12 protein-coding genes, 21 tRNA genes, 3 rRNA genes and 1 riboswitch are annotated in these 18,299 nt (G+C 45.1%); of the genes, 7 read left to right on the forward strand and 29 right to left on the reverse strand.

From position 1 onward, the window contains the following. Nucleotides 1–158 precede the first annotated feature (158 nt). The 3 genes from NSU13_RS14015 (at nucleotide 159) to NSU13_RS14025 (ending at nucleotide 2,513) form a co-directional block, all read left to right on the forward strand. Nucleotides 159–1,097, forward strand: coding sequence for a 1,4-dihydroxy-2-naphthoate polyprenyltransferase (locus NSU13_RS14015; RefSeq protein ID WP_342489580.1), 939 nt, complete (start codon nucleotides 159–161; stop codon nucleotides 1,095–1,097). A 118-nt stretch (nucleotides 1,098–1,215) separates the two neighbouring features. Next, entirely contained in the window at nucleotides 1,216–1,950 is a 735-nt protein-coding gene (locus NSU13_RS14020) for a TraR/DksA C4-type zinc finger protein (RefSeq protein WP_041107397.1), read from the forward strand. Nucleotides 1,951–2,036: 86 nt separating this feature from the next. Beyond that, on the forward strand, nucleotides 2,037–2,513 hold the full coding sequence (locus tag NSU13_RS14025; RefSeq protein WP_061109521.1) for a tryptophan-rich sensory protein: 477 nt from the start codon (nucleotides 2,037–2,039) through the stop codon (nucleotides 2,511–2,513). A 77-nt stretch (nucleotides 2,514–2,590) separates the two neighbouring features. Here the strand turns inward: NSU13_RS14025 and NSU13_RS14030 are convergent. The 24 genes from NSU13_RS14030 to NSU13_RS14145 all read right to left on the reverse strand — a co-directional run bounded on the left by NSU13_RS14030 (nucleotide 2,591) and on the right by NSU13_RS14145 (nucleotide 9,871). Next, a tRNA-Glu gene (locus NSU13_RS14030) sits at nucleotides 2,591–2,662 on the reverse strand. A 7-nt stretch (nucleotides 2,663–2,669) separates the two neighbouring features. Next, nucleotides 2,670–2,760: transfer RNA gene (locus NSU13_RS14035), tRNA-Ser, on the reverse strand. A 3-nt stretch (nucleotides 2,761–2,763) separates the two neighbouring features. Then, nucleotides 2,764–2,838, reverse strand: a tRNA-Asn gene (locus NSU13_RS14040). 6 nt (nucleotides 2,839–2,844) lie between these two features. Next, a tRNA-Ile gene (locus NSU13_RS14045) sits at nucleotides 2,845–2,921 on the reverse strand. Nucleotides 2,922–2,938: 17 nt separating this feature from the next. Continuing rightward, nucleotides 2,939–3,012, reverse strand: a tRNA-Gly gene (locus NSU13_RS14050). A gap of 11 nt (nucleotides 3,013–3,023) precedes the next feature. Beyond that, nucleotides 3,024–3,099: transfer RNA gene (locus NSU13_RS14055), tRNA-His, on the reverse strand. Between the two features lie 25 nt (nucleotides 3,100–3,124). Next, nucleotides 3,125–3,197 (reverse strand) — tRNA-Phe (locus NSU13_RS14060). 17 nt (nucleotides 3,198–3,214) lie between these two features. Further along, nucleotides 3,215–3,291 (reverse strand) — tRNA-Asp (locus tag NSU13_RS14065). Nucleotides 3,292–3,295: 4 nt separating this feature from the next. Then, a tRNA-Met gene (locus NSU13_RS14070) sits at nucleotides 3,296–3,372 on the reverse strand. 22 nt (nucleotides 3,373–3,394) lie between these two features. Then, nucleotides 3,395–3,487, reverse strand: a tRNA-Ser gene (locus NSU13_RS14075). A gap of 7 nt (nucleotides 3,488–3,494) precedes the next feature. Further along, a tRNA-Ile gene (locus NSU13_RS14080) sits at nucleotides 3,495–3,571 on the reverse strand. A gap of 4 nt (nucleotides 3,572–3,575) precedes the next feature. Further along, nucleotides 3,576–3,649 (reverse strand) — tRNA-Met (locus tag NSU13_RS14085). Nucleotides 3,650–3,674: 25 nt separating this feature from the next. After that, nucleotides 3,675–3,747: transfer RNA gene (locus NSU13_RS14090), tRNA-Ala, on the reverse strand. An 8-nt stretch (nucleotides 3,748–3,755) separates the two neighbouring features. Further along, nucleotides 3,756–3,832, reverse strand: a tRNA-Pro gene (locus tag NSU13_RS14095). Between the two features lie 7 nt (nucleotides 3,833–3,839). Continuing rightward, nucleotides 3,840–3,916: transfer RNA gene (locus NSU13_RS14100), tRNA-Arg, on the reverse strand. A 10-nt stretch (nucleotides 3,917–3,926) separates the two neighbouring features. Beyond that, a tRNA-Leu gene (locus tag NSU13_RS14105) sits at nucleotides 3,927–4,012 on the reverse strand. Nucleotides 4,013–4,024: 12 nt separating this feature from the next. After that, nucleotides 4,025–4,096: transfer RNA gene (locus NSU13_RS14110), tRNA-Gly, on the reverse strand. Between the two features lie 30 nt (nucleotides 4,097–4,126). Further along, nucleotides 4,127–4,209: transfer RNA gene (locus NSU13_RS14115), tRNA-Leu, on the reverse strand. A gap of 8 nt (nucleotides 4,210–4,217) precedes the next feature. Continuing rightward, nucleotides 4,218–4,293: transfer RNA gene (locus NSU13_RS14120), tRNA-Lys, on the reverse strand. Nucleotides 4,294–4,330: 37 nt separating this feature from the next. After that, nucleotides 4,331–4,406, reverse strand: a tRNA-Thr gene (locus tag NSU13_RS14125). A gap of 33 nt (nucleotides 4,407–4,439) precedes the next feature. Further along, nucleotides 4,440–4,515 (reverse strand) — tRNA-Val (locus tag NSU13_RS14130). A gap of 517 nt (nucleotides 4,516–5,032) precedes the next feature. After that, nucleotides 5,033–5,148, reverse strand: a 5S ribosomal RNA gene (rrf, locus tag NSU13_RS14135). Nucleotides 5,149–5,209: 61 nt separating this feature from the next. Beyond that, nucleotides 5,210–8,140: ribosomal RNA gene (locus NSU13_RS14140) — 23S ribosomal RNA — on the reverse strand. 182 nt (nucleotides 8,141–8,322) lie between these two features. Beyond that, nucleotides 8,323–9,871 (reverse strand): 16S ribosomal RNA (locus NSU13_RS14145). The 16S, 23S and 5S rRNA genes sit together here, the layout of an rRNA operon. 390 nt (nucleotides 9,872–10,261) lie before the next feature. Then, nucleotides 10,262–10,363, forward strand: a riboswitch (TPP riboswitch). 98 nt (nucleotides 10,364–10,461) lie between these two features. On the opposite strand from NSU13_RS14145, the gene thiT reads away from it, so the two are divergent. Further along, entirely contained in the window at nucleotides 10,462–11,037 is a 576-nt protein-coding gene (gene thiT, locus NSU13_RS14150) for an energy-coupled thiamine transporter ThiT (protein WP_034284310.1), read from the forward strand. 92 nt (nucleotides 11,038–11,129) lie between these two features. After that, nucleotides 11,130–11,318, forward strand: a complete 189-nt coding sequence (locus NSU13_RS14155) for a hypothetical protein (RefSeq protein ID WP_024423229.1) — start codon at nucleotides 11,130–11,132, stop codon at nucleotides 11,316–11,318. Here the strand turns inward: NSU13_RS14155 and NSU13_RS14160 are convergent. The 3 genes from NSU13_RS14160 to NSU13_RS14170 all read right to left on the reverse strand — a co-directional run bounded on the left by NSU13_RS14160 (nucleotide 11,278) and on the right by NSU13_RS14170 (nucleotide 14,064). Continuing rightward, nucleotides 11,278–11,832, reverse strand: a complete 555-nt coding sequence (locus NSU13_RS14160) for a GNAT family N-acetyltransferase (protein ID WP_034284309.1) — start codon at nucleotides 11,830–11,832, stop codon at nucleotides 11,278–11,280. The two genes, NSU13_RS14155 and NSU13_RS14160, sit on opposite strands and share 41 nt — an antisense overlap. 142 nt (nucleotides 11,833–11,974) lie before the next feature. Then, nucleotides 11,975–13,522: a flotillin family protein gene (locus NSU13_RS14165; protein WP_034284308.1), complete on the reverse strand. Its 1,548-nt coding sequence runs from the start codon at nucleotides 13,520–13,522 to the stop codon at nucleotides 11,975–11,977. A gap of 11 nt (nucleotides 13,523–13,533) precedes the next feature. Then, complete coding sequence (locus NSU13_RS14170) at nucleotides 13,534–14,064, reverse strand: hypothetical protein (RefSeq protein ID WP_034284306.1); 531 nt, start codon at nucleotides 14,062–14,064, stop codon at nucleotides 13,534–13,536. A gap of 206 nt (nucleotides 14,065–14,270) precedes the next feature. Between NSU13_RS14170 and NSU13_RS14175 the strand changes: the two genes are divergently transcribed. Beyond that, on the forward strand, nucleotides 14,271–14,750 hold the full coding sequence (locus tag NSU13_RS14175) for a DinB family protein (RefSeq protein WP_024425883.1): 480 nt from the start codon (nucleotides 14,271–14,273) through the stop codon (nucleotides 14,748–14,750). Nucleotides 14,751–14,789: 39 nt separating this feature from the next. Here NSU13_RS14175 and NSU13_RS14180 read toward each other — a convergent pair whose 3' ends face one another. Continuing rightward, nucleotides 14,790–15,998, reverse strand: coding sequence for an iron-containing alcohol dehydrogenase (locus NSU13_RS14180; protein ID WP_025094230.1), 1,209 nt, complete (start codon nucleotides 15,996–15,998; stop codon nucleotides 14,790–14,792). 27 nt (nucleotides 15,999–16,025) lie between these two features. Continuing rightward, nucleotides 16,026–17,495: a betaine-aldehyde dehydrogenase gene (gene betB, locus NSU13_RS14185; protein ID WP_342489581.1), complete on the reverse strand. Its 1,470-nt coding sequence runs from the start codon at nucleotides 17,493–17,495 to the stop codon at nucleotides 16,026–16,028. A gap of 206 nt (nucleotides 17,496–17,701) precedes the next feature. On the opposite strand from betB, the gene NSU13_RS14190 reads away from it, so the two are divergent. Further along, the gene (locus tag NSU13_RS14190; RefSeq protein WP_034284303.1) at nucleotides 17,702–18,259 is read left to right on the forward strand and encodes a GbsR/MarR family transcriptional regulator; all 558 of its coding nucleotides are present in this window, start codon (nucleotides 17,702–17,704) and stop codon (nucleotides 18,257–18,259) included. Nucleotides 18,260–18,299 lie beyond the last annotated feature (40 nt).

The following is an 18,299-nucleotide window of genomic DNA, read 5'->3' on the forward strand; positions in this document are numbered from 1 at the left end:
GCAGAACCTGTTCTAAAATCAAGCTTTCCTTCGATATGGCAACGATTAGCAAACATCTTTTTCCCGATTCATCGCATCAATATATTGACACCTTTTTGAACTTTGCTAAACTGGAATTTGGACGTGTACGTATTTTTTTATTTAAAGGAGTATATTTTATGCAGCATCAATCGATATCAGATCAGCTTTCACCAATAAAGCCTGATAAAAACTGGCGAATTTGGTGGAATTTACTACGACCGCATACACTAACAGCGGCATTTATTCCCGTTACTTTAGGAACTGTTTTAGCACTTCCAAGTGGTCAAATACATGGTGGACTATTTTTAGCCATGCTGTTCGCATCTATGTTTATCCAAATCGCAACAAACATGTTTAATGAGTACTTTGATTATGTTCGCGGGCTGGACAACGAGAAATCTGTCGGCATCGGCGGAGCCATTGTAAGAAACGGTGTGAAGCCAAAGACAGTCCTCACCCTCGCTTATGCACTATTTGCGGTTTCTTTATTACTTGGGGTATATATTTGCATGATGTCTAGCTGGTGGATTGCACTAATAGGTCTTATTTGTATGGCAGCAGGCTATTTCTATACTGGCGGCCCTGTACCAATTGCATATACACCGTTTGGAGAACTTGTTTCAGGTGCTTTTATGGGATTAGGAATCATCCTGATTAGTTTCTATATCCAAACAGGCACACTGACGTCTAAAGCTGTTCTCGTCTCACTACCAATTTCTATTTTAGTTGGTGCCATCTTACTGTCGAACAATATCCGTGATTTAGACGGGGACATGGAAAATGGACGAAAAACACTTGCCATTCTTGCTGGACGCAAAGCTGCAGTGAACATTTTACTTTCCATGTTTTTGGTATCATATGTACTCATTTTTGTTTATATCTTCACAGATATCGTCGGTCTTTGGAGTCTTCTTGTTTTACTGAGTGTGCCAAAAGCCTATACAGCCATTAAAGAGTTTAAACAAAAAGAAAAACCGATTGAATTAATGAATGCCATGAAATCTACAGCTCAAACCAATACATTTTTTGGTTTTCTGCTGACGATCGCTTTGATCTTACAATACTATATCGCGTAACAAAAAACGCCTGCAGCCGCAGGCGTTTTTTTAATAAGGAATTGCTTCAAATTGGAACTAGTCTTACATACAAAATTGCTCATACTAACAATATGTTTGATATGAAAGGATGATCGCTTTGTTGTCTAAAGACGAATTACATCATTTGAAGCAGCGCCTTCTCGATGAAAAGAAAGAACTTGAAGCCAAAAGCCATGACGATGAACAGAAAGTATCCTTTCCTTACGATTCGATCGGTGAATTGTCTGCCTATGATAACCACCCGGGTGATCAAGGGACAGAGCTGTTCGAGCGGGGGAAAGATATTGCTTTAAACAGCTTGGAACATGAACATATGTTAGACATCAATGAAGCACTCCAAGCCATTGCTGACGGCTCTTATGGTCTGTGCAAGGTCTGTAAAGCCCCTATTCCAAAGGAACGCTTAGAAGCCCTGCCTACTGCCGTCACTTGCACAGAGCATTCAAAAGAACAGACCGTTTCACAAAACCGTCCGATTGAAGAGGATTTATTAAGTCCTCCCGCGGGACAATTTGAAAATGAAGAAAGTGCTGCGTACGATGGAGAGGATGCCTACCAAGACGTAGAACGCTACGGAAACTCTGAGACCCCGTCTGATATGGAATTCCCTCCTCTAACGTACGATGATGTGTATACACAATCAGAAGATGAAGATTATGTGGAGGATTACGAAGGATTCGCAGCTGCTGATATTGAAGGAAAAGCCAGCAAGGTGTATCCGAACAAAGCACACGAGGCCTATGAAGAAGCATTAGACGAAGAAGGTGTCATGACGGTATTTGGTGACTTGAAACCGTACGAGGAAGAACCTTATACAGAAGAAAATCATTAGTCCCCTCATATTGGGGGCTTTATGTTTATATCATGTAATTATTGGGAAATCATTTTAAGAGTGAATTTGATTGGAGGAGATTCTTGATGGCTAGAAAAAGTATCATTTGGGCAATTGTCGTCTTCTTTATTACATACGCACTATTCTCTATTGCCGGATTCTTGTTCCCCATCGACAGAGAATGGTATGACGCATTGAATAAACCAGAATGGACGCCTGGTGGCGGTGTCATTGCTGCTGTGTGGGCTGTCTTATTTGCACTCATCTCATTGTCCGCAGCGATCATTTATGGAAAATATGGGTTCCAAAAAATCACTTTACCATTTTGGATTCTTTTCCTTTTAAATTATGTTTTCAATCAAGCCTTTAGCTTTTTTCAATTTACACAAAAGGATTTGTTTGCAGCTACAATCGACTGCCTGCTCGTCGCACTGACAGCACTTGCACTTGTCATCGTCTCACGTAAACTAAGCAAAGTCGTTCCAATTTTACTGATTCCTTATGTCTTATGGGGCTTCTTTGCCACATACTTGTCTTATACGATCTATTCCATGAATATGTAAAAAAAAGACCGCCATGATGCGGTCTTTCGTTTTGGAGAAAATAAAAAAGAGATCTTTGACAAGATCTCTTTTAAAAATGACCCGTACGGGATTCGAACCCGTGTTACCGCCGTGAAAGGGCGGTGTCTTAACCGCTTGACCAACGGGCCAGATCAATGGCGGAGAAGGAGGGATTTGAACCCTCGCGCCGCTTACGCGACCTACACCCTTAGCAGGGGCGCCTCTTCAGCCACTTGAGTACTTCTCCATTTGGCTCCGCAGGTAGGATTCGAACCTACGACCGATCGGTTAACAGCCGATAGCTCTACCACTGAGCTACTGCGGAAGATCATGGTGGGCCTGAGTGGACTCGAACCACCGACCTCACGCTTATCAGGCGTGCGCTCTAACCAGCTGAGCTACAGGCCCATGAACAGATATACAAATGGAGCGGGTGATGGGAATCGAACCCACGACATCAGCTTGGAAGGCTGAGGTTTTACCACTAAACTACACCCGCAAAAATATGTATGGGGCGATTGATGGGAATCGAACCCACGAGTGCCAGAGCCACAATCTGGTGCGTTAACCACTTCGCCACAACCGCCATACTATGAATATTTTTATAAAAGTGGCTCGGGACGGAATCGAACCGCCGACACACGGATTTTCAGTCCGTTGCTCTACCAACTGAGCTACCGAGCCAAGTATCTATTGAAAAATGGCGGTCCGGACGGGACTCGAACCCGCGACCTCCTGCGTGACAGGCAGGCATTCTAACCAACTGAACTACCGGACCATTTTGGTTGCGGGGGCAGGATTTGAACCTGCGACCTTCGGGTTATGAGCCCGACGAGCTACCGAACTGCTCCACCCCGCGATGATATGGGTTTTAAAAAATATGGCGGAGGAAGAGGGATTCGAACCCCCGCGGGCTTTGACACCCCTGTCGGTTTTCAAGACCGATCCCTTCAGCCGGACTTGGGTATTCCTCCGTATAGATGGTGGACCTTGTAGGACTCGAACCTACGACCGGACGGTTATGAGCCGTCTGCTCTAACCAACTGAGCTAAAGGTCCTTTATAGCGGCGGAGGGGATCGAACCCCCGACCTCACGGGTATGAACCGTACGCTCTAGCCAGCTGAGCTACACCGCCATGATCAAAATAATCTTTTAAAAAGTGGAGCCTAGCGGGATCGAACCGCTGACCTCCTGCGTGCAAGGCAGGCGCTCTCCCAGCTGAGCTAAGGCCCCATAAAAGATGGTCGGGAAGACAGGATTCGAACCTGCGACCCCTTGGTCCCAAACCAAGTGCTCTACCAAGCTGAGCTACTTCCCGATCTTAATGGCGCGCCCGAGAGGAGTCGAACCCCTAACCTTTTGATCCGTAGTCAAACGCTCTATCCAATTGAGCTACGGGCGCTTATTTATAATGCCGAGGGCCGGACTTGAACCGGCACGGTAGTCACCTACCGCAGGATTTTAAGTCCTGTGTGTCTGCCAATTCCACCACCCCGGCGTGGATGGTATAAGCGGAAGACGGGATTCGAACCCGCGACCCCCACCTTGGCAAGGTGGTGTTCTACCACTGAACTACTTCCGCATTACAGGATTTCTTTATTTTATTTGGCAATGCGGGTGAAGGGACTTGAACCCCCACGTCATAAAGACACTAGATCCTAAGTCTAGCGCGTCTGCCAATTCCGCCACACCCGCATGAAACATGGTGAGCCATGAAGGACTCGAACCTTCGACCCTCTGATTAAAAGTCAGATGCTCTACCAACTGAGCTAATGGCTCGCTTTAAAAGCGACTTGTCTATCTTACCATATGAAAGTGGTGCCGGCAAGAGGACTTGAACCCCCAACCTACTGATTACAAGTCAGTTGCTCTACCAGTTGAGCTACACCGGCTTTATCTATCCTAACATTATGTAAGAATAAATATGGTGGAGGATGACGGGCTCGAACCGCCGACCCTCTGCTTGTAAGGCAGATGCTCTCCCAGCTGAGCTAATCCTCCACTATGTAGGAATCTCTCGATCCGACAAAGATTATTATATACAGGTTTTAATCATTTGTAAAGGCTATATTAAAAAAATTTTATTTCAATTTTCATTGCGTATTTCTTTTAACAAATGATCGTCATTTCTCCTATTCAAACAGCTGCTGTTCCACGTTCTGCAGCTGAACTTCTCTCTTCTATATTCTCTTTTAAAACGTTCGATTCCTTCAGAAATATTAGCAGTCCCTCATTTTTATACTTTAATGATATATGTATCTCTTTAGCCGTAAGCATTTATAAAAAATCATAGACGCTTACACATCTTTAATTTCCCTATATAAGCTGATACTCTGTCTCTCTATTGTTTTTTTATAGATAATGGTTTATGCGATAGACTCTTTTTCTCTTTATATCCAAGTATTTCACACGCTGCTTGTGGACATAAAATGAAGCCACGATCTTTTATCAAACAAGTGAATGTACCCTCAACTTGCACAAAAAAGACCAGTTCCGACTGGAACTGATCCTTATAGAAGCTTGGCGGCGTCCTACTCTCACAGGGGGAAACCCCCAACTACCATCGGCGCTGAAGAGCTTAACTTCCGTGTTCGGTATGGGAACGGGTGTGACCTCTTCGCTATCGCCACCAAACCTGATGGAGAGAATGTTCTCTCAAAACTAGATAACAATGTTCAAACTTCACATTAGAATATAGGTTAAGTCCTCGATCTATTAGTATCTGTCAGCTCCACGTGTCACCACGCTTCCACCTCAGACCTATCAACCTGATCATCTTTCAGGGATCTTACTTCCTTGCGGAATGGGAAATCTCATCTTGAGGGGGGCTTCATGCTTAGATGCTTTCAGCACTTATCCCGTCCGCACATAGCTACCCAGCGATGCCCTTGGCAGAACAACTGGTACACCAGCGGTGCGTCCATCCCGGTCCTCTCGTACTAAGGACAGCTCCTCTCAAATTTCCTGCGCCCGCGACGGATAGGGACCGAACTGTCTCACGACGTTCTGAACCCAGCTCGCGTACCGCTTTAATGGGCGAACAGCCCAACCCTTGGGACCGACTACAGCCCCAGGATGCGATGAGCCGACATCGAGGTGCCAAACCTCCCCGTCGATGTGGACTCTTGGGGGAGATAAGCCTGTTATCCCCGGGGTAGCTTTTATCCGTTGAGCGATGGCCCTTCCATGCGGAACCACCGGATCACTAAGCCCGACTTTCGTCCCTGCTCGACTTGTAGGTCTCGCAGTCAAGCTCCCTTGTGCCTTTACACTCTGCGAATGATTTCCAACCATTCTGAGGGAACCTTTGGGCGCCTCCGTTACATTTTAGGAGGCGACCGCCCCAGTCAAACTGCCCACCTGACACTGTCTCCCTGCCCGATAAGGGCAGCGGGTTAGAAGGTCAATACAGCCAGGGTAGTATCCCACCGATGCCTCCACCGAAGCTAGCGCTCCGGTTTCCAAGGCTCCTACCTATCCTGTACAAGCTGTACCAACATTCAATATCAGGCTGCAGTAAAGCTCCACGGGGTCTTTCCGTCCTGTCGCGGGTAACCTGCATCTTCACAGGTACTATAATTTCACCGAGTCTCTCGTTGAGACAGTGCCCAGATCGTTGCGCCTTTCGTGCGGGTCGGAACTTACCCGACAAGGAATTTCGCTACCTTAGGACCGTTATAGTTACGGCCGCCGTTTACTGGGGCTTCAATTCGCACCTTCGCTTACGCTAAGCGCTCCTCTTAACCTTCCAGCACCGGGCAGGCGTCAGCCCCTATACTTCGCCTTACGGCTTCGCAGAGACCTGTGTTTTTGCTAAACAGTCGCCTGGGCCTATTCACTGCGGCTTCTCGGGGCTTTAACACCCTAAGAAGCACCCCTTCTCCCGAAGTTACGGGGTCATTTTGCCGAGTTCCTTAACGAGAGTTCTCTCGATCACCTTAGGATTCTCTCCTCGCCTACCTGTGTCGGTTTGCGGTACGGGCACCTCTCACCTCGCTAGAGGCTTTTCTTGGCAGTGTGGAATCAGGAACTTCGCTACTAAATTTCGCTCGCCATCACAGCTCAGCCTTTACGGGAAACGGATTTGCCTATTTCCCAGCCTAACTGCTTGGACGCGGATATCCAATACCGCGCTTACCCTATCCTCCTGCGTCCCCCCATTGCTCAAATGGTGAGGAGGTGGTACAGGAATATCAACCTGTTGTCCATCGCCTACGCCTTTCGGCCTCGGCTTAGGTCCCGACTAACCCTGAGCGGACGAGCCTTCCTCAGGAAACCTTAGGCATTCGGTGGACGGGATTCTCACCCGTCTTTCGCTACTCATACCGGCATTCTCACTTCTAAGCGCTCCACCAGTCCTTCCGGTCTGGCTTCACAGCCCTTAGAACGCTCTCCTACCACTGTTCGTAAGAACAGTCCGCAGCTTCGGTGATACGTTTAGCCCCGGTACATTTTCGGCGCAGAGTCACTCGACCAGTGAGCTATTACGCACTCTTTAAATGGTGGCTGCTTCTAAGCCAACATCCTGGTTGTCTAAGCAACTCCACATCCTTTTCCACTTAACGTATACTTTGGGACCTTAGCTGGCGGTCTGGGCTGTTTCCCTTTCGACTACGGATCTTATCACTCGCAGTCTGACTCCCAAGGATAAGTCATCGGCATTCGGAGTTTGACTGAATTCGGTAACCCGGTAGGGGCCCCTAGTCCAATCAGTGCTCTACCTCCGAGACTCTTACCTTGAGGCTAGCCCTAAAGCTATTTCGGAGAGAACCAGCTATCTCCAGGTTCGATTGGCATTTCACCCCTACCCACACCTCATCCCCGCACTTTTCAACGTGCGTGGGTTCGGGCCTCCATTCAGTGTTACCTGAACTTCACCCTGGACATGGGTAGATCACCTGGTTTCGGGTCTACGACCACGTACTCATGCGCCCTATTCAGACTCGCTTTCGCTGCGGCTCCGCATCTTCTGCTTAACCTTGCACGGGATCGTAACTCGCCGGTTCATTCTACAAAAGGCACGCCATCACCCGTTAACGGGCTCTGACTACTTGTAGGCACACGGTTTCAGGATCTATTTCACTCCCCTTCCGGGGTGCTTTTCACCTTTCCCTCACGGTACTGGTTCACTATCGGTCACTAGGGAGTATTTAGCCTTGGGAGATGGTCCTCCCGGATTCCGACGGAATTTCACGTGTTCCGCCGTACTCAGGATCCACTCTGGAGAGAACGACATTTCAGTTACAGGGCTGTTACCTTCTTTGGCGGGCCTTTCCAGACCTCTTCGCTTATATCGTTCCTTTGTAACTCCGTATAGAGTGTCCTACAACCCCAAGAGGCAAGCCTCTTGGTTTGGGCTGTTCCCGTTTCGCTCGCCGCTACTCAGGGAATCGCATTTGCTTTCTCTTCCTCCGGGTACTTAGATGTTTCAGTTCCCCGGGTATGCCTTCTCATACTCTATGTATTCAAGTATGGATACTACTCCATTACGAGCAGTGGGTTTCCCCATTCGGAAATCTCCGGATCAAAGCTTGCTTACAGCTCCCCGAAGCATATCGGTGTTCGTCCCGTCCTTCATCGGCTCCTAGTGCCAAGGCATCCACCGTGCGCCCTTTCTAACTTAACCATTTCTTACTTTAGAAAGAATCACTATGTGTGATGAACTTTGCATTGCATTCAATGTGAATGTATTACTTATTGTTATCTAGTTTTCAAAGAACAATCCTGTCTCGCTAGAGACATGTTTTGAAGGAATGATCCTTCAAAACTAAACAAGACGAAAACGTACGCTGCTCCATATATCCTTAGAAAGGAGGTGATCCAGCCGCACCTTCCGATACGGCTACCTTGTTACGACTTCACCCCAATCATCTGCCCCACCTTCGGCGGCTGGCTCCATAAAGGTTACCTCACCGACTTCGGGTGTTGCAAACTCTCGTGGTGTGACGGGCGGTGTGTACAAGGCCCGGGAACGTATTCACCGCGGCATGCTGATCCGCGATTACTAGCGATTCCAGCTTCACGCAGTCGAGTTGCAGACTGCGATCCGAACTGAGAACAGATTTATGGGATTGGCTAAACCTTGCGGTCTTGCAGCCCTTTGTTCTGTCCATTGTAGCACGTGTGTAGCCCAGGTCATAAGGGGCATGATGATTTGACGTCATCCCCACCTTCCTCCGGTTTGTCACCGGCAGTCACCTTAGAGTGCCCAACTGAATGCTGGCAACTAAGATCAAGGGTTGCGCTCGTTGCGGGACTTAACCCAACATCTCACGACACGAGCTGACGACAACCATGCACCACCTGTCACTCTGTCCCCGAAGGGAAAGCCCTATCTCTAGGGTTGTCAGAGGATGTCAAGACCTGGTAAGGTTCTTCGCGTTGCTTCGAATTAAACCACATGCTCCACCGCTTGTGCGGGCCCCCGTCAATTCCTTTGAGTTTCAGTCTTGCGACCGTACTCCCCAGGCGGAGTGCTTAATGCGTTAGCTGCAGCACTAAGGGGCGGAAACCCCCTAACACTTAGCACTCATCGTTTACGGCGTGGACTACCAGGGTATCTAATCCTGTTCGCTCCCCACGCTTTCGCTCCTCAGCGTCAGTTACAGACCAGAGAGTCGCCTTCGCCACTGGTGTTCCTCCACATCTCTACGCATTTCACCGCTACACGTGGAATTCCACTCTCCTCTTCTGCACTCAAGTTTCCCAGTTTCCAATGACCCTCCCCGGTTGAGCCGGGGGCTTTCACATCAGACTTAAGAAACCGCCTGCGAGCCCTTTACGCCCAATAATTCCGGACAACGCTTGCCACCTACGTATTACCGCGGCTGCTGGCACGTAGTTAGCCGTGGCTTTCTGGTTAGGTACCGTCAAGGTGCGAGCAGTTACTCTCGCACTTGTTCTTCCCTAACAACAGAGCTTTACGATCCGAAAACCTTCATCACTCACGCGGCGTTGCTCCGTCAGACTTTCGTCCATTGCGGAAGATTCCCTACTGCTGCCTCCCGTAGGAGTCTGGGCCGTGTCTCAGTCCCAGTGTGGCCGATCACCCTCTCAGGTCGGCTACGCATCGTCGCCTTGGTGAGCCATTACCCCACCAACTAGCTAATGCGCCGCGGGTCCATCTGTAAGTGACAGCCGAAACCGTCTTTCATCCTTGAACCATGCGGTTCAAGGAACTATCCGGTATTAGCTCCGGTTTCCCGGAGTTATCCCAGTCTTACAGGCAGGTTACCCACGTGTTACTCACCCGTCCGCCGCTAACATCCGGGAGCAAGCTCCCTTCTGTCCGCTCGACTTGCATGTATTAGGCACGCCGCCAGCGTTCGTCCTGAGCCAGGATCAAACTCTCCGAAAAAGTACAAAACCGAAGTTTTGCTTTTCGCCAGTTTGACTGACTACCTATGAAGTATCATAGGATTTTTTTATAAAAACTCGAATTAACAGGTACGTTTTGTCTTGTTTAGTTTTCAAAGATCATCTTCGTCGTCTCTCAGAGGCGACTTTATTAATATAACATTCTATCAAGATAAAGTCAACAACTTTTTTCTTAATGTTATTTATCAACCGCGCTGTTTCAGCGGCGAATACAAATATAACACCTTTTGAAAGAAGAAACAAGTATTTTTTCTAAATAATTTATTTTTCCTTATCTCTTCCTATATATTGATACAAATGCTGCTTATCTCGGGAATTGTCTATTGTTGATCCTGCAGGTCTTTAGTATATTTATAATAGATTGAAACTAAATAACCGCAGGGGGAGCTTTGTGCTGAGAGTGAACATTCGTTGTTCTGACCCTTTGAACCTGTCAGTTAATACTGAAGTAGGAATGTGGCATCACTTGAATACATACGGTGTATTCAAATCGATATGTTTTTCTATGAATAACATACTCATCCTTACACGGTCTCTCCTTGCTCAATTCATGAAAAAGGAGATTTTTTTATGCAGCAATCAAATCAATTGGTACGACTGATGGAAATCGCGATTATGACTTCACTTGCTCTTGTATTAGATTACTTATCAGGTCTCTTTTTAAGAATGCCCAATGGCGGTTCTCTTGCGCTGATTATGATTCCCGTTATTCTCATGTCTATTAGATGGGGAATATCTACCGGATTTATCATCGGTGTGTTAATCGCAGGTCTTCAGCTGATGAATAGCCCGATCATCGCTACACCTGTTCAAGGATTCCTCGATTACTTCGTTGCATCTGTTGTCATTTCTTTAAGCGGCCTGTTTTCTGGACTGATCAAAAAAGCCATTCAGGATCAAAAGCGAAAACAGCAATTCTTCTATATTACCTTAGCTGTTTTTGTTGCTAGTTTATTCAGACTGCTGACGTTCTTTATTTCTGGCGTCGTTTTCTTCTCTCAATATGCACCGAAAGGAACACCAGGATGGGTCTACTCTTTAATTTATAACAGCACATATATGGTTCCTTCATTTATTATTTGCAGTATCGTTCTTTGTATACTCATCCCAAGTGCATCTCGTTTGGTTTTTCCTCATCAAAAATAACCGGCTGATTTCAGCTGGTTATTTTTTTATGCATAATTTGCTGCTCTATGGAATCTATTAATAATAGAAGATTTCATGCTGGAGGTACGACAATGAGCCCTTACTCCATTATGCTGTGCTGCTATATTCTCAGTCTTGCTTATTTTTTGGCAGGTTTCTATGAAGCTTTAAAAATAGCAGGCGTGAAAGGAAAAGTAGAAGCTTCACCGTTTATTTCTTACATGCTGCTTGCTGTGCTCTTCACTTTTTTCTCTCATTATTACTGGAAGCTGACGATTTAATCCGCTGTACATGGTTATTCAATATAGAGAGCTCCCATCCATACCCTATTTCATTATGGTTCTCGCCAGCCAGCTCGAACTGGCTGGTAACGACAAAACTAGGTTGAAGTTTTTGATAAAATTGTTTTGCCGAATTTTGCTCAAACACCCATAGCATCAACCTCTGATACCCTTTTTCTATTAAATAATCGACACCTTTAGCAATTAAAGCAATACCCGCACCTGATTTCTGTTTCTGTTGTAATAAATAGATGGCATACAGCTCTCCATCATATGTAGAATAACGTTCGTCACGTTGTTTTCCGAAAGAAGCAAAACCAAATACGCCATCCGCATCTTCTGCGACAAACGTGCCTTCAAGCGATCTTTTTCTCCAGCTCTCTTTCCGATCTTTTATATTTAAACCATCCAAATAATCCTGATTAATAATGCCTTGATAAGTCGTTTGCCAGCTCTTCACATGTATTTCGGCGATTTTAGGAATATCTTGATGTACAGCATGTCTCACCTTCATCCGCACCACTCCTTTTAGTTTTTTACACCCTATCTTCATTATCATAAATTCCTATTACGTAGAATTCAATGGTCTGTATTTCAATGGTTAAAACTTCTTCTATAACAAATAGACACCTTCTGCTGGAAGGTGTCTATTGATTTTATTCTTCTATTTGAGTATCAGCGATCTCTTTTTTTCTTGGCTGTTTGATTTCGTTTGTCAGCTCTTGAATGCTTTGCTTCACATTTCCTTTGCCGGAAAAGTTCTCAATTATTTCTTTCACATCTATTCCAGAGGATGCTTTCAGACTTTCTTGCAGACTGGACATGAGGTTTGTGGCATAGCCTGTAACTTTATTGGCACCGCTGCCTTCCCCGTTACCGCCCGTATCCACAACAGTAATTTTATCAATGTTAGAAAGTGGTGCAGATACTTGCTTCGCATATTCAGGTAGCATTTTCACAATCATATCAAGGATCGCTGCCTGACCATACTGTTCGAATGCTTCAGCGATTTTCTCTTTCGCTTCCGCTTCTGCAAGTCCTTTTAGTCTAATGACTTCCGCTTCTGTTTCCCCTTTTGCACGATCCGCTTCCGCTTTGGCAAGTCCGTCAATACGAACTTTCTCAGCTTCTGCTTTGGCCATTGCTTCAATGCTGTATTTCTTCGCATCTGCTTCAGCAAGGCGTTTCGCTTTTTCCGCAGCAGCCGACTGCTCAACAGCATAACGGTCCGCATCTGCTTTCTTTTTCACTTCAGAATCGTATTGACGTTCACGACGCTGAATCTCTTTTTCTTCTAATTCAATTTGTTTCTGACGCTCAATGATTTTGACTTGCATTTCTTGTTCAGTTACGTGCTGACGGTTACGAGCTGTTTCTAGATCGTACGCTTGGTCAGCACTTGCTTTCGCCGTATCCTGTTCACGTCTAAATTCTGCTCTTTTCAGCTCATTGATCTTTTCTGCTTCAGCGATTTCAGTAGCACGCTCAAGCTCAGATTTCTTCGCATCTTTATCTGCTTCGGCACGTTTGATACGTGTTTCTTTATCTGCTTCAGCTGTTGCAATATCTGCATCGCGTTTTACTTGGGCAATTCTTGGTTTACCTAGAGATTCTAAATAGCCATTTTTATCACGAACATCTTTAATCGTAAACGATACAATGACAAGACCCATTTTCGCTAAATCTTGAGAAGCGACACGTTGTACTTCTTGAGAAAATTTCTCTCTGTTTTTATAAATCTCTTCAACTGTCATTGATCCTAAGATGGAACGAAGGTGACCTTCTAATACTTCTCTCGCTTCGTTTTCGCGGTCTTCTTTTGTTTTCCCTAAAAATTGCTCTGCAGCAGTCGCGATTTCTTCAATCGATCCGCCAATTTTTATGATGGCCGTTCCATCCGCCATGACTGGTACACCTTGTTCGGTATAGACTTCAGGTGTTGAAACATCTAGCTTGCTAGATAGTAAGCTGAGCGGCTCTGCTTGTTGAAAGACTGGAAGTACAAAGGTACCGCCGCCTCTTACAATCTTAATCTTGTTTCCACCTTCATCCACGTGGACATTTTTACTTCCTAGGTAACTTCCTGTAACGATTAATGCTTCATCTGGACCTGCTGTCCGGTATTTAGAAACAAATACACCAATAAGTGCAATAAGAATCACAAGCACAATTCCAATGATCACTAAAATAGTTGTTCCTGGCATAGCATTCCCTCCTAGATTTCTTCATTTGGTATAACAGATAAGACGCCTTTGTTCACTTCGACAACTAGCACACGGGTTCCATATGGAATCTCCTCTTGGTCGAAACTGACAGCTGGCTTTGAGATTTTCCCGCTATTACTGATTAACAGCACTTCTCCAAATCCGTCTTTTGGAACAGATACAATGATCTCCCCAGTTCTTCCTTTTAAATCGGCCTCCGTATAAGAGAGAGATTCTTCAGCAGAGGAAAGCGGGACTAATACAAATACATTTAAACAGGTCACAAGAATCACTGCGAGGATGGCAGATAATACTGCGCCAAGCCCACTTCCTACAATTGCTGTTTTTTCAGAGATAAACCCTCCAGCCGAGAAAAAGGTAAGAAATGCGAGGATCAATGTTGGTTGAAGGAATGGAACAGGGATCGCTTCAAATAATCCATCAAATACATCGCCGAAAAAGACGAAAACAAGTGTCAGGATTCCTGATATCATTAATATGTATAAATACAGCGTCTGAAGAGGCAGCCCGAACACATCCATCTTCCTCATCCTTTCTTCATGAAATGAACATCTTTTGTTTCATTTAGACCACACCCACCTCCAATGTATTCCTTCTAACAGGTAATACGAACCACTTTTGTAAAGGTTTCATATTTCATCACAATTCTTCAAAGGGATTTTCGGATAGCTCAAGAATGATTGTCATGTACCATTATGTTAAAATTTGATCTTGAGGTGATGAGAAAATGAGTATATTACATGAAGCGAGACAAGAATTGTGGCACGAGCTGCAAGGTTTGAGCGAAGAGCAATTGAACCAAAAATTATCTGATGATACTTGGAGTATTCAAGAGGTAGCAGATCATTTAAAGAAAATGGACTTAGTTGCAGCAAAACATCTAGCTGCTGAGGGTAAAAAAGCACCGATTAAAGAATATGAACCAAAGCCGGTAGAAATGGCAGAGGACCGTTCGAAAAAAGCCACTGCGCCTAGTATTGTTGAGCCTGAACGCAAGCATGTAACACCTACACATTTAAAGGATGAGCTCGATACTGCACGTGAGCAGCTCAATCAAATTTTATCAACATTTACTGAGGAAGATTTCAAACGCGTCATTGCACACCCTGTGTTTAAAGAGCTATCCCTTAAGCAATACCTTGATTTTATCGGCGCACACGAAAAACGCCATATTCATCAAATCAAAGAAATTAAAGAACAACTATAGGCATAAAAAAGACTCCCTTTTGGGAGCCTTTTTTCATTGCTACACCGTTTTAGGTGTTAACTCAAAGCAGCGAGCATAAATCCATTTGTACGCTTTTTCGTTTAAATCTCTTGGGTTTCCAACTGTTTGCGGATCTTTCATTGCTTCTTTAGATAAACGATCAATCATATCTTTTGATACACCTTGTTCTTCTAATGAAGGAACTTCTAAATCCTCTACTAAATCATACATCCAGTTCACAGCTGCTTTGGCTGCTTCCTCTGTTGTCATTCTGCTTGTATCAATCCCAAACGCTTGCGCAATTCGAGCGAATTTTTCCGGATACCCTTTCCAGTTATACTCCATCACTGGTCCCATCATCGCTGCAACACACTGACCGTGAGCGACAGGAATAATACCTCCGAGTGTTTGACTCATCGCATGTGCAGCTCCAGCTGATTCACTTCCATAAGAAAGCCCGGCAAGCATCGCAGCTTGTGCCATTCCATATCTGGCTTCTAAGTCCTCGCCATCAGCAAAGGCACGGCGAATATAATGAGCTGCATATTCAATTGCCATGAGCGCTACCGCATCTGTAATCGGCTGAGCAAATTTCATCGTATAGCATTCAATCGCGTGAGCAAGCGCGTCAATTCCAGTCATTGCTGTCACATGAGGCGGCATGGACACATGAAGCTCTGGATCAATTACTGTTAGATGAGCTGCAATGAGAGGTCCACCAGTATTGAATTTGAATTCTCTTTCTTCATCAGTAATGACCGCCCACTGCGTTACCTCTGAACCTGTACCAGCTGTTGTCGGAATAGTGGTTAAAGGAGGGATTCTGTTTTCTAGCGGTTTTTTTCCCTCTGCCGCTTCGTAATCAAGGACTGAGCCTTCATGAGTCGCCTCTACTCCGATTGCCTTTGCTGTATCCATTGAACTGCCGCCGCCTACTGCGACTAATCCATTACAGCCTTCTTTTTCATATAAAGCAGATCCTTCGTTCACTAGACGGACTGGCGGATTTGGCTCTACTTTATCAAATAGAACGACATCGATTTGTGCTTCTTTTAATGAAGCAATTACTGGGTCCACCACGCCGGCTTGATAAATACCAGGGTCTGTTACAAGCAATACCTTTGAAACGCCGTATGCTTTTACTTCTTCCCCAACATGTTTCACTGCACCAATGCCGTGTTTGATAACAGTTGGAATTTCAAATGTGTGGAATTTCTGCATGCTTTCAATTTTCATATTTAGTGTCATAAAGAATCTCCTCCAAATGCTTAATTTTTATTTAAACCAATGAACCGCTTCAGGTTTTGTATTTCGATATAAATGCTTCAGTTCGGTATATTCTTCAAGCCCCGTGCGTCCTAATTCGCGCCCAATGCCTGATTGCTTGTAGCCACCCCAAGGTGCTTGAGCGAAATAAGGATGGAAGTCATTGATCCAAACCGTGCCCAATCTTAATTGTCGAGCCACTCTTTCGGCCTTGCTGATATCAGAAGACCACACAGCTCCTGCTAATCCATAAATCGTATCATTTGCCAGCTTGATGACTTCTTCCTCTGTACGGAAGGATTCGACTGTCAGGACAGGTCCAAAGACTTCTTCCTGTACAATCCGCATATCTGACGTGCAGCCTGAGAAAATGGTCGGCAAGTAGAAGAACCCATTTTGCAGCTCCTCTGCGTCAGGTCTTTTTCCGCCTGTCTCTAACTTAGCGCCTTCTTCTAAACCGATGCTGACGTATTTTTCTACTTTTTCTCGATGCTCAGCTGAGATGAGCGGCCCGCTCTGGGTATCTTCATCAAAGCCGTTGCCTAGCTTGATTTTTTTCGTACGCTTCACCAGTTCTTCTAAAAATTCATCATGAATGGATTCTTCCACCAGCAAACGTGAACCTGCTGAACACACTTGCCCTGCATGGAAAAACACAGCATTCATTGCCTGGTCAACCGCTACGTCTAAATCAGCATCTTGAAACACAATATTCGGATTCTTTCCGCCAAGCTCAAGGGCTATTTTTTTCACATTCCCGCTGGCTCCCTGCATAATTTTCTTCCCTGTTTCAATACCGCCTGTAAATGAAATCAGATCTACTTGATCATTTACAGCAAGCTCATCCCCAACGGTTGCCCCAGGTCCAAGCACTAGGTTTGCAACGCCTGCTGGAACGCCCGCTTCTTCCATGAGTTTAAATACTTTTATTGTGGTGAGTGGTGTGATTTCACTTGGCTTTAGAACAATTGTATTTCCCGCTGCAAGAGCAGGTGCGATTTTCCAGCTTGCTTGAAGCAATGGATAGTTCCAAGGAGTGATTTGTCCGCATACACCGACAGGCTCTCTGACTAATTCACTTTTCGAGTTTGGAATTGGCGATGCAATGATTTCCCCGCCATCTTTATCAGCCAGACCTGCGTAATATTGGAACACGTTCGCAATATCGTCCATATCTGCTTTGCTTTCCTCTAATGTTTTGCCTGTATCAAGCGATTCCAATTTGGCTAGTTCATCAAGATCACGTCTAATCAATTCAGCTATCTTAAACACAATATTTCCTCTTTCAAGTCCAGGCAGGTTTGCCCAGTCCCCTTGATCGAAGGCTTTTCTCGCTGCTTTAATGGCTAGCTGCGCGTCATTTCTAGATCCTTCGCTGACTGTCGCGATCACTTCTTGATTGAACGGATTGATGATATCCCGTGTGTCGCTACTTTTAGCGCCAACCCATTGTCCGTCTATAAATAGTGTTTGACTCATAGAAGGGACCTCCTCTGATTCTCTTTGGTAAGTTTGTTAAATAAAAATTTAACGTTTTGAACATAATTAACTTATCATGTTCAAATTTTTCTGTCAAAGGGAGATATGCTTCATTTATTTTGACATTTTGTATTCTTTCGTTAACATATAGTCCATAAAGATTTTTTTGAACGGATTGAATTTTCTTAATAGAAAGCAGGGACAAAATGAAAAAGCAGGAAAAACCGCAAGCAGAAGATCGTATTTTAGCTGCTAAAGATCTAGTCATTGATTCCATAGCTGAAACGATGGATCTCTATGGCATTACACGAAGTGCAGGTATTCTATATGGAACGATGTATTTAAATGAGGAAATGACACTGGATGAAATGCGTGAAGAGCTGCAAATGAGTAAACCGAGTATGAGCACGGGTGTGAAAAAGCTGCAAGACATGAATATTGTCAAAAAGACGTTTCACCGTGGCCGAAGAAAACACAGCTTTGTTGCGGAAAAAGACTTTTTTAAGTTTTTCACGAACTTCTTTCCGCAAAAATGGGAACGTGAGGTCGAGGTCAATTTAGCGGCAATTGAAGAAGCGCAAGAGCGGCTTCAAGAGGTGTCGCGTGATGATCAGCTGGAGGAACATGTAAGAGAAGAAGCGCAGCAGCTCATTGAGCAGCTTGAAAGCTCAAAGGCCTATTATGACTGGCTGAGACGATTAGCGCATTCTGTTCATTCTGGCGAAATTTTTGACTATATTCCGATTGAGCAGAAGGAAAAATAGACGATGTGTTTACGTTTTACAGCTTGAATTTCAGAGGAGG

Origin of the sequence: Bacillus sp. FSL M8-0049, from assembly GCF_038593355.1 — a bacterium.
In the GTDB taxonomy this organism is placed as follows: Bacteria; Bacillota; Bacilli; order Bacillales; family Bacillaceae; genus Bacillus; species Bacillus safensis.

Bases quoted from the DNA above. Each gene is read 5' to 3' on its own strand.
- betB (WP_342489581.1), bottom strand. From the start codon at position 17,495: ATGAGTCAAACACTATTTATAGACGGACAATGGGTTGGCGCTAAAAGT.
- NSU13_RS14015 (WP_342489580.1), top strand. From the start codon at position 159: ATGCAGCATCAATCGATATCAGATCAGCTTTCACCAATAAAGCCTGAT.
- NSU13_RS14180 (WP_025094230.1), bottom strand. From the start codon at position 15,998: ATGACACTAAATATGAAAATTGAAAGCATGCAGAAATTCCACACATTT.
- NSU13_RS14170 (WP_034284306.1), bottom strand. From the start codon at position 14,064: ATGGATGTGTTCGGGCTGCCTCTTCAGACGCTGTATTTATACATATTA.
- NSU13_RS14025 (WP_061109521.1), top strand. From the start codon at position 2,037: ATGGCTAGAAAAAGTATCATTTGGGCAATTGTCGTCTTCTTTATTACA.
- NSU13_RS14175 (WP_024425883.1), top strand. From the start codon at position 14,271: ATGAGTATATTACATGAAGCGAGACAAGAATTGTGGCACGAGCTGCAA.
- NSU13_RS14165 (WP_034284308.1), bottom strand. From the start codon at position 13,522: ATGCCAGGAACAACTATTTTAGTGATCATTGGAATTGTGCTTGTGATT.
- NSU13_RS14160 (WP_034284309.1), bottom strand. From the start codon at position 11,832: ATGAAGGTGAGACATGCTGTACATCAAGATATTCCTAAAATCGCCGAA.
- thiT (WP_034284310.1), top strand. From the start codon at position 10,462: ATGCAGCAATCAAATCAATTGGTACGACTGATGGAAATCGCGATTATG.
- NSU13_RS14155 (WP_024423229.1), top strand. From the start codon at position 11,130: ATGAGCCCTTACTCCATTATGCTGTGCTGCTATATTCTCAGTCTTGCT.
- NSU13_RS14190 (WP_034284303.1), top strand. From the start codon at position 17,702: ATGAAAAAGCAGGAAAAACCGCAAGCAGAAGATCGTATTTTAGCTGCT.